Annotated in this window: 21 protein-coding genes; 20 read left to right on the top strand and 1 reads right to left on the bottom strand. The window is 42.0% G+C overall.

The annotated features are described in order from the left end of the window. Positions 1–2: 2 nt before the first annotated feature. Entirely contained in the window at positions 3–926 is a 924-nt protein-coding gene (locus MHB83_RS15615; RefSeq protein WP_342496458.1) for an aldo/keto reductase, read from the bottom strand. A 167-nt stretch (positions 927–1,093) separates the two neighbouring features. Here MHB83_RS15615 and MHB83_RS15610 point away from each other — a divergent pair, with 167 nt between their 5' ends. From MHB83_RS15610 to spoVAE, 20 genes are all read left to right on the top strand, one after another. Continuing rightward, the gene (locus MHB83_RS15610; protein WP_003215785.1) at positions 1,094–1,651 is read left to right on the top strand and encodes an NUDIX hydrolase; all 558 of its coding nucleotides are present in this window, start codon (positions 1,094–1,096) and stop codon (positions 1,649–1,651) included. Further along, on the top strand, positions 1,648–2,829 hold the full coding sequence (locus MHB83_RS15605; protein WP_339160080.1) for a TIGR00375 family protein: 1,182 nt from the start codon (positions 1,648–1,650) through the stop codon (positions 2,827–2,829). Before MHB83_RS15610 ends, MHB83_RS15605 begins: the two co-directional genes overlap by 4 nt. Then, a complete protein-coding gene (locus MHB83_RS15600; protein ID WP_106028737.1) occupies positions 2,816–3,268 on the top strand; it encodes a GNAT family N-acetyltransferase in 453 nt (150 codons plus the stop codon). Before MHB83_RS15605 ends, MHB83_RS15600 begins: the two co-directional genes overlap by 14 nt. Positions 3,269–3,336: 68 nt before the next feature. Next, entirely contained in the window at positions 3,337–3,558 is a 222-nt protein-coding gene (locus tag MHB83_RS15595) for a hypothetical protein (protein WP_003215884.1), read from the top strand. Positions 3,559–3,667: 109 nt separating this feature from the next. After that, entirely contained in the window at positions 3,668–4,798 is a 1,131-nt protein-coding gene (locus MHB83_RS15590; RefSeq protein WP_137055020.1) for a S8 family peptidase, read from the top strand. 116 nt (positions 4,799–4,914) lie between these two features. Beyond that, positions 4,915–5,562, top strand: a complete 648-nt coding sequence (spoIIM, locus tag MHB83_RS15585; RefSeq protein ID WP_034661156.1) for a stage II sporulation protein M — start codon at positions 4,915–4,917, stop codon at positions 5,560–5,562. Positions 5,563–5,680: 118 nt separating this feature from the next. Continuing rightward, the gene (gene fur / locus MHB83_RS15580; RefSeq protein WP_003215577.1) at positions 5,681–6,133 is read left to right on the top strand and encodes a ferric iron uptake transcriptional regulator; all 453 of its coding nucleotides are present in this window, start codon (positions 5,681–5,683) and stop codon (positions 6,131–6,133) included. 118 nt (positions 6,134–6,251) lie between these two features. Beyond that, the gene (locus MHB83_RS15575; protein ID WP_003215798.1) at positions 6,252–6,479 is read left to right on the top strand and encodes a YqzK family protein; all 228 of its coding nucleotides are present in this window, start codon (positions 6,252–6,254) and stop codon (positions 6,477–6,479) included. A 6-nt stretch (positions 6,480–6,485) separates the two neighbouring features. Continuing rightward, positions 6,486–7,376 (top strand): site-specific tyrosine recombinase XerD, encoded by an 891-nt coding sequence (gene xerD / locus MHB83_RS15570; RefSeq protein ID WP_003215982.1) that lies wholly within the window; start codon positions 6,486–6,488, stop codon positions 7,374–7,376. A gap of 151 nt (positions 7,377–7,527) precedes the next feature. Continuing rightward, positions 7,528–8,712, top strand: coding sequence for a phosphopentomutase (gene deoB, locus MHB83_RS15565; RefSeq protein WP_003215717.1), 1,185 nt, complete (start codon positions 7,528–7,530; stop codon positions 8,710–8,712). Positions 8,713–8,725: 13 nt separating this feature from the next. Continuing rightward, positions 8,726–9,538 (top strand): purine-nucleoside phosphorylase, encoded by an 813-nt coding sequence (locus MHB83_RS15560; protein WP_050943816.1) that lies wholly within the window; start codon positions 8,726–8,728, stop codon positions 9,536–9,538. A 124-nt stretch (positions 9,539–9,662) separates the two neighbouring features. Then, on the top strand, positions 9,663–10,850 hold the full coding sequence (locus MHB83_RS15555) for a D-alanyl-D-alanine carboxypeptidase family protein (protein WP_342496457.1): 1,188 nt from the start codon (positions 9,663–9,665) through the stop codon (positions 10,848–10,850). 162 nt (positions 10,851–11,012) lie between these two features. Continuing rightward, the gene (gene spoIIAA, locus MHB83_RS15550; RefSeq protein WP_044141066.1) at positions 11,013–11,366 is read left to right on the top strand and encodes an anti-sigma F factor antagonist; all 354 of its coding nucleotides are present in this window, start codon (positions 11,013–11,015) and stop codon (positions 11,364–11,366) included. Continuing rightward, entirely contained in the window at positions 11,363–11,803 is a 441-nt protein-coding gene (gene spoIIAB / locus MHB83_RS15545; RefSeq protein WP_012010447.1) for an anti-sigma F factor, read from the top strand. Before spoIIAA ends, spoIIAB begins: the two co-directional genes overlap by 4 nt. Before the next feature lie 13 nt (positions 11,804–11,816). Continuing rightward, positions 11,817–12,584 (top strand): RNA polymerase sporulation sigma factor SigF, encoded by a 768-nt coding sequence (sigF, locus tag MHB83_RS15540; protein ID WP_342496456.1) that lies wholly within the window; start codon positions 11,817–11,819, stop codon positions 12,582–12,584. 114 nt (positions 12,585–12,698) lie between these two features. Then, on the top strand, positions 12,699–13,319 hold the full coding sequence (locus MHB83_RS15535; RefSeq protein ID WP_003215534.1) for a stage V sporulation protein AA: 621 nt from the start codon (positions 12,699–12,701) through the stop codon (positions 13,317–13,319). After that, on the top strand, positions 13,309–13,725 hold the full coding sequence (locus MHB83_RS15530; RefSeq protein ID WP_044141069.1) for a stage V sporulation protein AB: 417 nt from the start codon (positions 13,309–13,311) through the stop codon (positions 13,723–13,725). Before MHB83_RS15535 ends, MHB83_RS15530 begins: the two co-directional genes overlap by 11 nt. Positions 13,726–13,744: 19 nt before the next feature. Further along, positions 13,745–14,197, top strand: a complete 453-nt coding sequence (gene spoVAC, locus MHB83_RS15525; protein WP_003215687.1) for a stage V sporulation protein AC — start codon at positions 13,745–13,747, stop codon at positions 14,195–14,197. 12 nt (positions 14,198–14,209) lie between these two features. After that, on the top strand, positions 14,210–15,226 hold the full coding sequence (spoVAD, locus tag MHB83_RS15520; RefSeq protein WP_003215736.1) for a stage V sporulation protein AD: 1,017 nt from the start codon (positions 14,210–14,212) through the stop codon (positions 15,224–15,226). Then, positions 15,226–15,576: a stage V sporulation protein AE gene (gene spoVAE, locus MHB83_RS15515; RefSeq protein WP_003215479.1), complete on the top strand. Its 351-nt coding sequence runs from the start codon at positions 15,226–15,228 to the stop codon at positions 15,574–15,576. The genes spoVAD and spoVAE overlap by 1 nt, the downstream gene beginning before the upstream one ends. Positions 15,577–15,578: the final 2 nt, after the last annotated feature.

Raw genomic sequence — 15,578 nt, 5'->3', positions numbered from 1 at the left:
TCTCATTTAAACCGGTGCGCGTCGTACACAGATGATTTTGTATAGTAAGTCAATGCTTTTACTTCTTGGTCACTTAAAGAACGTGCATTGGCCGCTGCCGCATTTTCTTTTAATTGTTCCACCGAGCTTGCGCCAAATACAACGGAACTGACCGCAGAATGCTGAAGCAAATATTGAATGGAGAGCTCTGTGAGTGATAGGTCATAAGCGACTTTCTTTAAAGAAGGAATAACCTGCTGTAGCTCGTCAAATGAATATTGAAGATAGCCGTTTTTTTGAATTGATGGACTTGCTTGTGAAAGTGGTTTTTCAGTTAAAAGCCCTTTTGCTAAAGGTCCTCTTGCCACAACACTAATGCCTTGTTCTTCAAGAAGAGAGAACCATTCCTCTGGACGGCGGTCGAGTAAACTATATTGCATCATGACGCTGACGATGTTTGATTTTTTGGCGTATTCTTTAATGACGTTTGGACGGATAGAAGAGATGCCATAATAGCGAATGACGCCTTCTTCCACTAATTCTTCAAAAGCCTCAATCGTCTCATCGATAGGGGCATCGATCGTGCCTCCGTGCAGTTGGTATAAATCAATATAATCTGTTTGCAGCCGCTTGAGGCTTTGTTTTACGGCTTCTTTTATGTATGCCTTTGAAGGGTCCCAGTCCCAGCCAGATTTGCCTTTTTCAAAGCGGTTGCCGCCTTTTGTGGCCAAAATTAAATCTTGCCGCCTGTTTTTAATCGCTTCCCCGACAATTTCCTCATTTGTCCCAAAATCATATAAATCGGCTGTATCCAAATAGTTAATTCCAAGATCAATGGCTTCATCTAATAAAGAGAGCGCTTTTCCTTTTTCTGTTCCTAGGGACATACATCCTAGAGCCGCTTCGCTCACCAAAAGATCCGTTGTACCAATTCGTCTTTTTTTCAATTCCATCACACTCCTATTCCTTCACATTAAGTGAAAAAAATCTGGAATTCAAGCTAGGTGACTTCAAGTGGCGCATTGAAGCAAGCGTCCGCATTTCGCTTCTCTTAAATCATCTATGTTAAAATGAATGAAGTAAAAAGTGAAAGTAGAACGAGGAGCTGACAAAATTGAAGGACTTTGAAGAAAAAACATTATCGACTAAAGAATTATACAACGGAAAAATCATTGATTTGGTTCTTGAAGATGTACAATTGCCAAATGGAAAACAAGGCAAACGCGAAATCATCAAACATCCTGGTGCAGTAGCCGTCATTGCTCGGACAGACGAAAATAAAATCATCTTGGTCAAGCAATACCGTAAAGCACTAGAGAGAGCCATCGTTGAAATTCCGGCTGGTAAATTAGAGCCAGGGGAAGAGCCGGCACATACAGCACTACGAGAATTAGAAGAAGAAACAGGATACACCACTCAGAAGCTTCAAAAGCTGACAGCCTTTTATACATCACCAGGTTTTGCAGATGAAATCGTCCACATGTATCTTGCAGATCAGCTAGTTCAGCTTGAAGAAAAAAGAGAGCTGGATGAAGATGAATTTGTTGAAGTGATGGAAGTTTCATTAGAAGAAGCCTTGCACCTCATTGAAAAGCAGCATATTTATGATGCAAAAACAGCCTATGCCATACAGTACTTACAACTGCAAGAGGTACTTAAGTCAACAAAATGAGGGAGTTTTTTGCAGACATCCATATTCATATCGGCAGAACAAGAACAGGCAGAGCTGTTAAAATTACAGGTGCAAGGTCACTGACAATTGACCAAATTTTCATTGAAGCAACGCAAAGTAAAGGGATGGGGATGATTGGTGTGATTGATGCACAATCTCCAGAAGTCCTAGAAGAATTAATAGAGGGTGTAGAAGAAGGCAAGTACACTGAACTAAGTGATGGCGGTCTATCATTTGAACAGACCGTGCTGCTTTTAGGCAGTGAATTAGAAATTAACGATAACCAATCAAAAGGTCCGATTCACGTGCTTGCATTTATGCCCACACTGCGCAAAATGACTGAGTTCTCCGCATGGCTCGCGCTTCATATGAAAAATGTGCATTTAAGTTCACAGCGCCTCTATGTGGATGGGAAAACACTTCAGCATAAGGTCAAGGAGCTAGGAGGCTTATTTATTCCTGCTCATATTTTCACTCCTCATAAAAGCTTATTTGGCAAAGGAGTCAGCACGTCTTTAACGGAAGTATTCGATCCGGACCTCATTGATGCTGTTGAACTAGGACTTAGCTGCGATACGTCAATGGCATCCCAGTTAAGCGAACTGAACCGTTATCCCTTTTTAACGAATTCAGACGCTCATTCTTTAGGGAAAATCGCGCGAGAATATACAAAAATCCGCATGGACCATGCATCTTTTGCCGAATTCAAACTAGCCCTTGAAGGGAAAGAAGGGAGAGCCATCACAGGAAATTATGGGCTCGCCCCGCGTCTTGGGAAGTACTATCATACAACCTGCGAGAAGTGCGGAGTAAGACCTCGCGCGCTAGATCAAGAAAAGTGCCAAGCATGCGGACATACCCGGATGACAAAAGGAGTGAGCGAGCGTTTAAAGGAGCTTGCTGACCAAGAAAGTGACAATGGAACAAGACCTCCTTATGTTCATCAGCTTCCACTTCAATTTATTCCGGGTGTTGGAGCCAAAACGCTGGAGAAGCTAAAAGCCGTGTTTCACACAGAGATGAATATCCTTCATCAAGCAACAGAACAAGAACTAAAAGCTGTCCTGCCAGAAAAAACAGCCAATTACATCATCAAAGCAAGAAAAGGTGAAGTCGAACTGATCGCTGGCGGGGGTGGAGTATACGGTAAGGTGGATATCAATCATGAATCAAGTTAACTGGACATGTGAAACGTTTGAACAATTGACAAAAGAGGATCTTTACCTGATTTTAATGGAAAGAGTCAATGTGTTTGTTGTTGAACAAACATGCCCTTACCCTGAAATTGATCACCGGGACCAAGAAGCGCTTCATCTGATGGCAAAAGAGAACGGCACGATTGTGGCTTATTGCCGAATTTTTCAAAGCGGAATCATGTACGAAGAGGCATCCATTGGCCGCGTTCTTGTGACAGAGGCAGGCCGAAAAAAAGGCTATGGAAAAATGCTACTTAGCAAGGCTTTGGAAAAGCTGAGTGAATTAGGTGAAACAAGTGTCAAAATTCAGGCGCAGGCCTACCTGAAGTCGTTTTACGAATCCTTTGGTTTTAAGGCCGTTTCAGATTGTTATGATGAAGATGGAATTCCCCATCTTGATATGGTGAAAACAGAAAGATAGGCGTGTATACGTCTATCTTTTTTATGTCACATCGTGTATCATAACGTCAACGAAAGGGGTTTTGCCAAATGGGAAAAAGCAATGCAAAGAAAAAACGAGAACATATTGAAAGGCAGCACAGTCGAAACCCGGAACTGTCGAGAGGAAACATGCCGCACTTTAGTACACATGAAAGAAAAACAAAAACAAAACAAGAAGCCTTGCAGCACATGATGAAAAAACATAAAAGAAGGAATGCTTATGATCACTATCAAGAGGATCATAAGCATTTTTATTTTGCTTTTTTGTGACAACTAATTCAAATAAATGGAAAAATTTTAAAAAATAGGACAAACGGTCGTTTCTTTTTGTCTAAAAATGTAGTTAAATGACAAAAAGATGAAAGGGAGAGTGAGTATTGTGAACGTCAAGTCAATTGGAGCAGGGCTTTGTATGGCAAGTATGATGTTGGCATCGGTCACGTTCGGCGCCTCACATATTTCTGCAAAGGAGCAAGCGAAAAAAGAGTACATGATCGGCTTTTCTTCTTCCGTTCAAGATCATACACAAAAACAGCTTGTTGAAGAAGCTGGTGGGCATGTAAAAGAATCCATAGAGCAGATAGATATGATGAAAGTTTCCTTGAATGAGGCATCGAAAAAGAAACTAAATCAGGCAAAAGAAGTGACCTTCATTGAGGAGGACCAAAAGGCAAAAACAAGCGGTCAAACGATCCCATATGGCATCAAAAGCATCAAAGCACAAAAGGTACATAAACGGGGATACGCTGGACAAAATGTCAAAGTAGCTGTTCTTGACAGCGGCATTGATGGCAAACATGAAGATCTACATGTCACCGGGGGAGTCAGCTTTGTTCCAACAGAGTCAGATCCGCTTGTTGACCCGCATGAACACGGGACGCATGTGGCGGGCACAATTGCAGCGTTAGATAATAAGGTAGGTGTCGTTGGTGTTGCGCCAAAAGCTTCAATCTATGCGGTCAAGGTGGCAGATGAAAATGGTGATGGCTACTATAGCTGGATCATTAAAGGAATTGAATGGGCCATTGAGAATGACATAGATGTCATCAATATTAGTATGGGAGGAGCAAGTGAATCTGAAGCGCTGAAAGAAGCGGTAGATCGAGCATATGACAAGGGTATTCTCATTGTGGCTTCTGCTGGGAATGAAGGAAGTTATGGCTCTCTCAACACGGTTGACTATCCAGCTAAATACAGCTCAGTGATAGCGGTTGCTTCTGTTGACCAAAGAAAACAAAGAGCTTTTGATTCATCTGTAGGCGAAGAAGTGGAAGTTTCAGCACCAGGCGTTTCAACGCTCAGTACCATTCCTCATAATGAATATGGCTACAAGAGCGGGACATCCATGGCATCACCGCATGTAGCAGGAGCTGCGGCTGTCATTCTATCAAAACATCCGAATCTGACAAACGATGAAGTGCGCGAGAGACTTTCAAAAACGGCTACACAGCTTGGAGATCCTTTTTACTATGGTGCCGGGCTTGTGAACGTACAAAAAGCGGCACGATAAATGAGAAGAGAGAGCAGTGTTTAGGCTGCTTTCTCTTTTTTCTTTCAATAAAACTGTCATGTTTCGTAATCTCTCTCATAGAATCTAGTAACCTTTACTATTTGGGAGGAAGACGCATGCGGAAAAAGTCTTGGAAGGAACATCTTCTTCAGCACGTAAAAGACCATCTATCGATTTATTTGTTTGTCTCTGTACTCTTTTTAATGGGCGTGATTTTTGGGGCCATCATCGTCAATAGTATGACAATTAGTCAGAAAGAGGATTTATTCTATTATTTAAATCAATTTTTTGGTCAGCTGACAAATGAGAAAGCAGCAGAGTCAAAAGAAATGTTTTTGCAAAGCTTTTTGCATCATATGAAATATTTAGGTCTTATGTGGATACTAGGGATATCTATCATTGGCCTGCCGCTCATCTTTCTCATGATCTTTTTAAAGGGAATTGTCGTTGGGTTTACAGTTGGTTTTCTAGTAAATCAAATGGGGCTGAGTGGTTTTTTCCTTTCGTTCGTATCGGTTCTTCCGCAAAACATATTACTTATTCCAGCCTATTTAGTGATTGGGACATGTGCGATTGCGTTTTCCATCCGTCTCATTGGGCAGCTGTTCATGAAAAAAACCATCAGTCAAGCACCTGTGCAGTGGTTCGCCCGGTATGCATCTGTTCTACTGATGATTTTAGCACTTGCTGCTCTTTCGTCCTTTTTTGAATCGTACGTCTCCTTCATGCTCATGAAAAAGCTGGCAGGTGTTCTTTTCTCATGATTTTATAATTGTTATTAAATAATAATCAATTTATTTATCAATTTAAAATGATTATAGTTGGCTCCCAGCACATCATTTGATATAATGATCAAGTAATGTGGCGTAGGAGGGAAAGTCAATGGAAAATCGGATTGATCGAATTAAGAAACAGCTTCATTCTTCCAGCTATAAGCTCACGCCACAGCGTGAAGCAACAGTAAGAGTACTGCTTGAGAATGAAGAAGACCATTTAAGTGCAGAAGATGTATACCTCCTCGTAAAAGAGAAGTCTCCTGAAATTGGTCTTGCTACTGTTTATCGAACGTTAGAATTGCTAACTGAACTGAAAGTTGTTGATAAAATTAACTTTGGAGACGGCGTTTCGCGATATGATCTTCGCAAAGAAGGAGCCGCTCACTTCCATCATCATCTTGTCTGCATGGAATGCGGGACAGTCGATGAGATAGAAGATGATTTATTAGAAGACGTTGAAGAGATTATTGAACGTGACTGGAAATTTAAAATTAAGGATCATAGATTGACATTCCATGGTATTTGCCACCGATGTCATGATGATGAATCCGGCAAATAATCCGAATTGGAACCTTTTCATTTAAGATGAAGAGGTTTTTTGCATTTTCGCTGTATATTCCTTGTCCCACCTGGCATATGCTGAAGTAATGAGAAGCTCGAGAAAGGACATGAGAATCATGCGAAAATGGCTCAAAACAACAGGTGAAGTGATGAAGGTATTTATCTTGTTCACTGGTTTTACCGTCCTGTTCTATTATGCTATGATATGGATAAATTCAGAATATGAAAGCTACCATCGTTATGATAAACCAGAGGGTGCAGCAATTAAAGTGATGGAAATGGATCAGCCGAATCAAGACAACTGGCAAGACCGATTGATTTATTTTTATCAAAACGGGGAGTAGAAATCATTGAACGATCAATTATCCGACTTTATTCATTTTATGACAGTAGAGAGAGGACTCTCTGAAAATACCATTGTTTCTTATAAACGAGATTTACAGAACTACTTGTCTTTTTTAATGACACATGAGCAGCTGACGGATATAAAAGATGTCACACGCCTGCATATCATTCATTATTTAAAAAAGCTAAAAGAGGAAGGGAAATCGAGCAAAACGTCAGTGCGGCATCTCTCCTCGATCCGGTCCTTCCACCAATTTCTGCTCCGGGAAAAAGTGACAACAGATGATCCGTCATGGAACATTGAAACGCAAAAAACAGAGCGGAAATTACCGAAAGTTCTCTCACTAGGGGAAGTTGAAAAGCTGCTTGATACACCAAATCAGCACACTCCATTTGACTACCGTGACAAAGCAATGCTCGAGCTCTTATATGCGACAGGCATTCGCGTCAGTGAAATGCTGGATCTGACCCTTGCCGATGTTCACCTCACAATGGGCTTTATCCGTTGTTTCGGTAAAGGAAGAAAAGAGCGGATTGTGCCAATTGGTGAAGCAGCTGCAAGTGCGATTGAAGAATATCTCGAAAAGGGAAGAAGCAAGCTGTTAAAAAAACAGCCGGCAGATGCCTTATTTCTCAATCATCACGGGAAAAAAATGTCGCGGCAAGGTTTCTGGAAGAATCTGAAAAAAAGAGCTCTCGAAGCAGGGATTCAAAAGGAACTCACACCCCATACACTCAGGCATTCATTTGCCACGCATCTGCTTGAAAACGGTGCAGACCTAAGAGCTGTGCAGGAGATGCTCGGACATGCCGATATCTCGACAACACAAATTTATACACATGTGACGAAAACAAGACTGAAAGATGTGTATCACAAATTCCATCCAAGGGCATAAGTAAAGCATGACACGGTGAACGTGTGTCATGCTTTTTCATGTTTGCACCGTTTATGGTTGTCAACCGGCTTGTAAACGGTTTATACTTGAGATGTCAGACCTCTCTTTTTGAAAGGTTAAAAGACAAGAATATTGAAGGAGGCGCTTTTTAATGCCTGATTATCAGTATAAACGCATTTTCCTCGTCGTAATGGATTCAGTAGGAATTGGGGAAGCACCTGATGCTGCTGAATTTAATGATGTAGGTGCAGATACACTAGGACATATTGCTGAAAAAATGAACGGGCTTCATATGCCGAATATGGCGAAGCTTGGGCTGAGTCATATTAAAGAAATAAAAGGAATTCCAGCGGATGAGAAGCCGCTTGCGTATTATGGAAAAATGCAAGAGGCATCAAATGGTAAAGATACAATGACAGGACACTGGGAAATCATGGGTCTTTACATAGACACACCGTTCAGAGTTTTTCCAGACGGATTCCCAGATGAACTATTAAATGAACTAAAAGAAAAAACAGGCAGAGGCATTATTGGAAATAAACCTGCGTCTGGTACTGAAATTTTAGACGAGCTTGGCGAAGAGCACATGAAAACAGGCGATCTAATCGTTTATACATCTGCGGATTCTGTGCTGCAAATTGCTGCGCACGAAGAAGTGGTGCCATTAGATGAACTTTACCGTATTTGTGAAATTGCACGTGAGCTCACATTAGATGAAAAATACATGGTTGGCCGCATTATCGCCCGTCCATTTGTCGGGGAGCCTGGCGCATTTGTCAGAACACCGAACCGTCATGACTATGCTTTAAAACCATTTGACCGAACAGTGATGAATGAGCTGAAAGATGATGGGCTTGATGTGATTGCGATTGGCAAAATCTCTGATATTTATGATGGAGAAGGAATCACCTCTTCTCTCAGAACAAAATCGAACATGGACGGAATGGACAAGCTGGTTGATACACTTAAAACAGACTTTACGGGACTCAGCTTTTTAAACCTTGTTGATTTTGACGCCCTTTACGGACATAGAAGAGATCCAGAGGGTTACGGAAAAGCACTAGAGGAATTTGACGCCCGTCTTCCTGAAGTGTTTGATCTGTTAAAAGAGGATGATCTTTTAGTGATTACAGCAGATCATGGAAATGACCCGGTTCATCACGGAACAGATCATACAAGAGAATACGTTCCGCTCATTGCTTACAGCAAAAAGCATCAAGGAGCAAATGAACTGCCAACTCCAAAAACCTTTGCTGATCTTGGAGCAACGGTCGCAGACAATTTCAAGACAACGATGCCAAAATACGGCACAAGCTTTTTATCTAAACTCAAATAGGGGGGGAAATCTCGTGGGAGCACAGTTTTCAGAAGCGGCGGCATACATTAAACAAGCATCGACATACGTACCAACAGTTGGATTGATCTTAGGTTCAGGGCTTGGCATTTTAGCAGATGAGATTGAAAATCCAATCAAATTGAAATATGAAGATATTCCTGGATTCCCTGTGTCAACAGTAGAGGGTCATGCAGGACAGCTCGTCATCGGGACGCTGAAAGGCACTGTCGTATGTGCGATGCAAGGACGTTTTCACTTCTATGAAGGATATGATATGAAGCAAGTGACGTTTCCAGTCCGTGTGATGAAAGAAATTGGCATTGAGACATGCATCGTGACAAATGCAGCCGGCGGTGTGAATACTTCATTCCATCCAGGCGATCTCATGCTGATTACAGATCATATCAATATGATGGGGACCAATCCATTAATTGGTCCAAATGACAGTCAAGGCGTTCGTTTCCCTGATATGTCTGCCCCATACGATAAAGATTTGCTGGCACTTGCAGAAGAAACAGCTCAGCGGTTAGGCATATCTGTACAGCAGGGTGTTTATGCAGGGATGACAGGTCCTTCATATGAAACACCGGCTGAAGTTCGTTTCCTTAGAACACTTGGCGCAGATGCTGTAGGCATGTCGACGGTCCCAGAGGTGATTGTTGCGCGTCATGCAGGAATCAAAGTGCTAGGTATTTCATGCATTTCTAATGCGGCATCAGGTATTTTAGATCAGCCGCTGTCTCATGATGAAGTCATTGAAGTAACCGAAAAAGTGAAAGCGAGTTTCCTTGATTTAGTAAAAGACATTGTCAAACAACTCTCATAGCATGTTTTAAGAAGCCTTCTGTTTATCGACAGAAGGCTTTTTTTATGGCAATCATACGATCTCTGAATAAAACAGCCTCAATGAGGAAAAAATAGAAAGGATTACGATAATGGAGGTCTGCCACTTGAAACGTCATATATGTGCATTGTTTATTTTAATGATCATTATCTCAATGGTTTCACCATCAGCGATAGCAAAAGAAAAGATTGAAAAACCAGAAGAAAAACAAACATCAGAATTGGTGCACGAAGCCAAATCAGCCATCTTAATAGAACGTGACACGGGAAAAGTGCTTTACAACAAAAACAGCGATGAAAAGCTGGCACCCGCAAGTATGACCAAAATCATGACGATGCTTCTCATCATGGAAGCCATTGATCAAGGAAAGCTGAAAATGACTGACAAGGTAAGAACAAGCGACTATGCAGCTTCAATGGGAGGGTCACAAATCTTCCTTGAACCTGGAGAAGAAATGACCGTGAAAGAAATGCTGAAAGGCATTGCGATTGCGTCTGGAAATGATGCTTCAGTTGCCATGGCAGAGCATATTGCAGGATCTGAAGAACAGTTTGTGAAGCAAATGAACAAAAAGGCAAAAGAACTCGGCCTCACCTCTACGGTCTTTCAAAACCCAACAGGACTTCCTGAAAAAGACCATTACAGTTCAGCTCATGATATGGCAAAAATGGCAAAAGAGCTGTTGAAATATGAACAAATCACCAAATTCACAGGGGTCTACGAAGACTATCTCCGTCAAAACACCGATAAAAAATTCTGGCTTGTGAATACGAACCGATTGATTAAATTTTATCCAGGTGTCGATGGGTTGAAAACAGGTTTTACAGGCGAAGCCAAATACTGTTTGACCGCAACCGCTAAAAAAGGAAACATGCGCGTCATTGCAGTTGTCTTCGGCGCAAGTACACCGAAAGACAGAAACGCTCAAATGGTCAAAATGTTAGACTATGCATTTAGTCAATACACCACACACCCGCTTTACAAACGAGGACAAGATGTAGCTGAAATCAAGGTAAGCAAAGGGACAAAGAAAAAAATTCAGCTTGTCACCTCTGAACCAATCTCCCTTTTAACGAAAAAAGGCGAAAATGTGGATCAGATTAAAAAAGAAATCAAATTGTCTCAGGATGTTACGGCTCCATTCTCAAAAGGAACGGAACTTGGAACCATTGTCTTGAAAAAAGACGGAAAAGTGCTGCATGAAAGCCCTGTACAAGCCAAAGAAGGAATGGAAAAAGCGGGCGTTTGGACGTTCTTCAAACGAGCGATGGCTGAATTTGTGAAATGGAAATAAAATGTGAAAGACTGCTGAAACAGGCAGTCTTTTTGCTATGAGGAAGAAGAAAAGAACATCTAAATGTGACGAATGGTCACTAGTTTTGTCATGGTGAAGGATTTACTTGATAAAAAAGAGAAACAATCTTTATCCGAAATTAGAGCAAGGAGGAATAAAAAGATGAGCCTTGATATTCATTTTCAAGTAAAAGAGAGCGTACTTTGCATTCGATTAACAGGAGAGCTCGATCATCACTCCGCAGAAACATTGAGACAAAAGGTGACGAATTATTTGGAAACAGAGGACATTCGCCACATTGTGCTGAATTTGGCTGATTTAACGTTTATGGACAGCTCAGGTCTCGGAGTGATTTTAGGAAGATATAAAGAAATTAAACAGCTTGGCGGAGAAATGGTCGTCTGTGCTATTTCGCCAGCAGTGAACCGGTTATTTGATATGTCTGGCTTATTTAAAATCATCCGTATGGAGCCTTCAGAGCAAACGGCATTGCAAACATTGGGGGTGGCATCATGAGGAATGAAATGAACCTGACCTTCTCTGCTTTAAGTCAAAATGAATCCTTTGCGAGGGTGACAGTCGCGGCGTTTATCGCCCAGCTTGATCCGACATTAGATGAATTAACAGAAATCAAAACCGTTGTGTCAGAGGCGGTGACAAACTCCATTATCCATGGCTATGATGGGAATCCAGATGGCAAGGTGCATATCGAAGTCACACTTGATGACCATGTTGTGTACCTCACCATCCGTGACGAAGGGATGGGCATTACAGATCTTGAGGAAGCAAGACAGCCGCTTTTCACGACAAAACCAGACTTAGAACGCTCTGGAATGGGCTTTACCATTATGGAGAATTTTATGGATGATGTCATGATAGACTCATCTCCAGAAATGGGCACAACCATCCGTTTAACAAAGCATCTATCAAAAAGCAAAGCGCTTTGTAATTAAAGGAGCTGCTCATATGGATGTGGAGGTAAAAAAGCAAGCAAAAAAAACCCAGCTGTCAAATGATGAAGTCAAAGAGCTCATCAAAAAAAGCCAAGACGGTGATCAGCAAGCAAGAGACCTCCTCGTAGAAAAAAACATGCGTCTTGTTTGGTCCGTTGTTCAGCGCTTTTTAAATAGAGGATATGAACCAGATGATTTGTTTCAAATTGGCTGTATTGGACTGCTAAAATCTGTTGATAAATTTGATTTGTCATATGATGTGAAGTTTTCGACCTATGCTGTCCCAATGATCATTGGTGAAATCCAGCGATTCATTCGGGATGATGGAACAGTCAAAGTCAGCCGGTCACTAAAGGAACTTGGAAATAAAATCCGGCGGGCAAGAGATGAATTGTCTAAGTCTCACGGAAGAATGCCGACCGTCCAGGAAATAGCCGAATATCTTGATATCACACCAGAGGATGTCGTCCTCGCCCAAGAAGCGGTCCGAACGCCGTCGTCGATTCATGAAACGGTGTATGAAAATGACGGGGATCCGATTACATTACTTGATCAAATTGCCGATCATTCAGAAGAAAGATGGTTTGATAAAATCGCGCTGAAAGAAGCGATCAAGGAATTAGAAGAACGAGAAAAACTCATTGTGTACTTAAGATATTATAAAGACCAAACACAATCTGAGGTAGCGGAGAGACTCGGCATTTCACAAGTACAAGTCTCGCGGCTCGAAAAGAAAATTTTAAAACAAATCCAAATGCAAATGGATCAAAAAGAGAGCTAGCCAATTCGGCTGGCTTTTTTCGTGTGGTAATTACCGGTAAATCAAGTTCTCTCGGTATGAGAACCATTTTTCACCACATACTATTTTTAACCCATCGTATAGGAAGTGACTTGGATGGACGGACAAATCTTTCTTCGGCTGCGCCATCGCATTAAGACCGGTAATGATCAGCTCATTTATTTAGAAGATATCGCCCAAATCACTGGTGATGAGTTTGCTGTACAAAAGCTTAGCAAGATGCCGATATATCATGTCAGTAAAAAGGATCGTCACATCGCCGTTCTTGATATCATGCATGTGGTCAAAACGATCAAAAAAACATGGCCAGACATCGACATTCAAACCGTCGGAGGCGCTGAAGCCATTGTTGAAATTGATACAGGCAAACGCCAGCTTTCTCCGATTTTATTTGTGTTCGTGTGGCTCCTATTATTTGTCGGAGCGGCGCTTGCCATTATGAATTTCCACGAGGATGTCAGTATGCGGCTCGTTCATATCCGCCTATATGAAATGATCACAGGAAAAACGGTTGAGCATCCTTATTTATTGCAAATTCCATACAGCTTTGGACTAGGCTTTGGCATGATTTTATTTTTCAATCATGTATTTAAAAAGCGTTTAAATGAAGAACCAAGCCCGCTCGAAGTGGAGATGTTTAAATATCAGCTCGATCTCGATCATTATGTCGCCCTTAAAGAAAATAAAGAGACAATGAAAGATATCCATGATCGGTAAGTGGCTTTTTGTCGCGTTAGTTGGACTTGGCGGCGGTTTAACGGTAGGAGCAGGGTTTGTGGCATTTCTCACAGTGCTTGGCATCATCCCTCGTTTAATGCAATTAACGAAAACGCAGCGCTTCATACAAGGATACGAGGCAGCTGTCATCACCGGGGCGGTCGTTGGCGGCTGGGCAACCTTGAGCGAGGTGCATTTGCATTTATCCAAATGGCTGGCGCTCCCGATCGGTCTTTTAGCAGGCATTTTCGTCGGCATGCTTGCAGCTGCGCTGACTGAAGTATTAAATGTACTTCCTATATTAACGAAAAGAATTGGAATGGACGGGAAAATTGTTTTGCTTCTCATGGCCATTGTCTTAGGCAAAGTATTTGGTTCACTATTCCATTGGCTGATTTATATTTAAAAATTTGGAGGGAACAACCGTGTCGAGTTTAAAAGAGAACTATCCATCTAAGGTGAAAACGTATCAGCCTAAACCTCCTTATGTCCTCAACTGCATCAAGGCTTTTCTTGTTGGTGGATTGATCTGTGCCATAGGCGAGGGGCTGCAACATTTCTATATTCACTTTTTTGATTTTAATGAAAAAACAGCAGGGAACCCAACAGTGGCGACCCTCATTTTAATTTCTTCTATATTAACTGGTATCGGTATTTACGATAGAATCGGCCAGTTTGCCGGAGCGGGATCGGCTGTTCCGGTGACAGGATTTGCAAACAGTATGACAAGTGCTGCCCTTGAGCATAGAAGTGAAGGGCTTGTTTTAGGGGTTGCCACAAATATGTTTAAGCTCGCTGGGAACGTCATTGTATTTGGTGTCGTCTCGGCATATGTCGTAGGGATCATTCGATACGTCTTGGAAAAGATGTTTTCGTAGGAGGAATGAAACGTGAAACTAACAGGTAAACAATCTTGGGTTTTTGAGCACAAGCTTTACGTCAATGCAGAGGGAACAGCTGCAGGGCCGAAAGAAAAAGAAGGACCGATTGGTCATTTAATTGATAAAACGTATGACGAAATGCATTGTGATCAAAAGAACTGGGAAATGGCTGAAAGAAAACTGATGGAAGATGCAATATCCAGTGCTTTATCAAAAGCAAATTTGCAAAAAAGCGATATTGATCTATTGCTGGCAGGAGATTTACTTAATCAAAACGTCACAGCAAACTATGTGGCGAGAGAACTAAAAATCCCGTTTCTATGTTTGTTTGGGGCATGCTCAACCTCAATGGAATCGGTCGCCATTGCGTCAGCACTCATTGATGGCGGTTTTGCCAATAGAGCCATTGCAGCGACAAGCAGTCATAATGCAACGGCAGAACGCCAATTTCGTAATCCAACAGAATACGGCGGACAAAAGCCAGATACAGCCACAAGTACCGTCACTGGGAGCGGGGCCGTTATTATTAGCCAGGAGACCTCTCCAATTCAAATTACAAGCGCTACAGTAGGCAGGGTGATGGATCTTGGAATTACAGATCCATTTGACATGGGATCGGCCATGGCTCCGGCAGCGGCAGATACCATCAAGCAGCATTTAGAAGACCTCGGAAGAACGGTGGACGATTACGATCTGATTTTAACAGGTGATTTATCTGGTATTGGTTCACCAATCTTAAAGGATCTTCTGAAGGAAGAAGGCATTCAGCTTGGGAGAAAGCATGATGATTGCGGTTTAATCATCTATACACCCGATCAAAATGTATTCGCTGGTGGGAGCGGCTGTGCTTGTTCAGCTGTTGTGACATTTAGTCACATTTTTCAAGAAATGAAAGCAGGAAATCTGCAAAGAGTACTCGTTGTGGCAACCGGAGCGCTTCTAAGTCCAATGATGGTCCAGCAAAAAGAGACCATTCCAACCATTGCGCACGGTGTCGTATTTGAGCGTGCAGGAGGAGAGAGCTAATGGATTATCTTATCGCTTTTGTTGCAGGCGGACTTATTTGCGTCATTGGCCAGCTTTTACTAGACATACTCAAACTTACGCCTGCACATGTCATGACCACCTTTGTTGTGGCGGGCACCATCTTAGACGGATTCGGTATTTATGATAAATTTATTGAATTTGCGGGTGCGGGCGCAACCGTACCAATCGTCAGCTTTGGTCATAGCTTGCTTCATGGAGCGATGCATCAGGCAGATGTACACGGGTTCATCGGAATCGGGATCGGTATTTTTGAATTAACTTCTGCTGGAATTTCAGCTGCGATTTTATTCTCATTTATTATCGCTCTTATCTTTAAACCGAAAGGATAACC

It is taken from the genome of Bacillus sp. FSL K6-3149 (genome assembly GCF_038630515.1).
Classification (GTDB): domain Bacteria; phylum Bacillota; class Bacilli; order Bacillales; family Bacillaceae; genus Bacillus; species Bacillus pumilus.
This window is presented reverse-complemented; position numbering and strand designations above follow the sequence as displayed.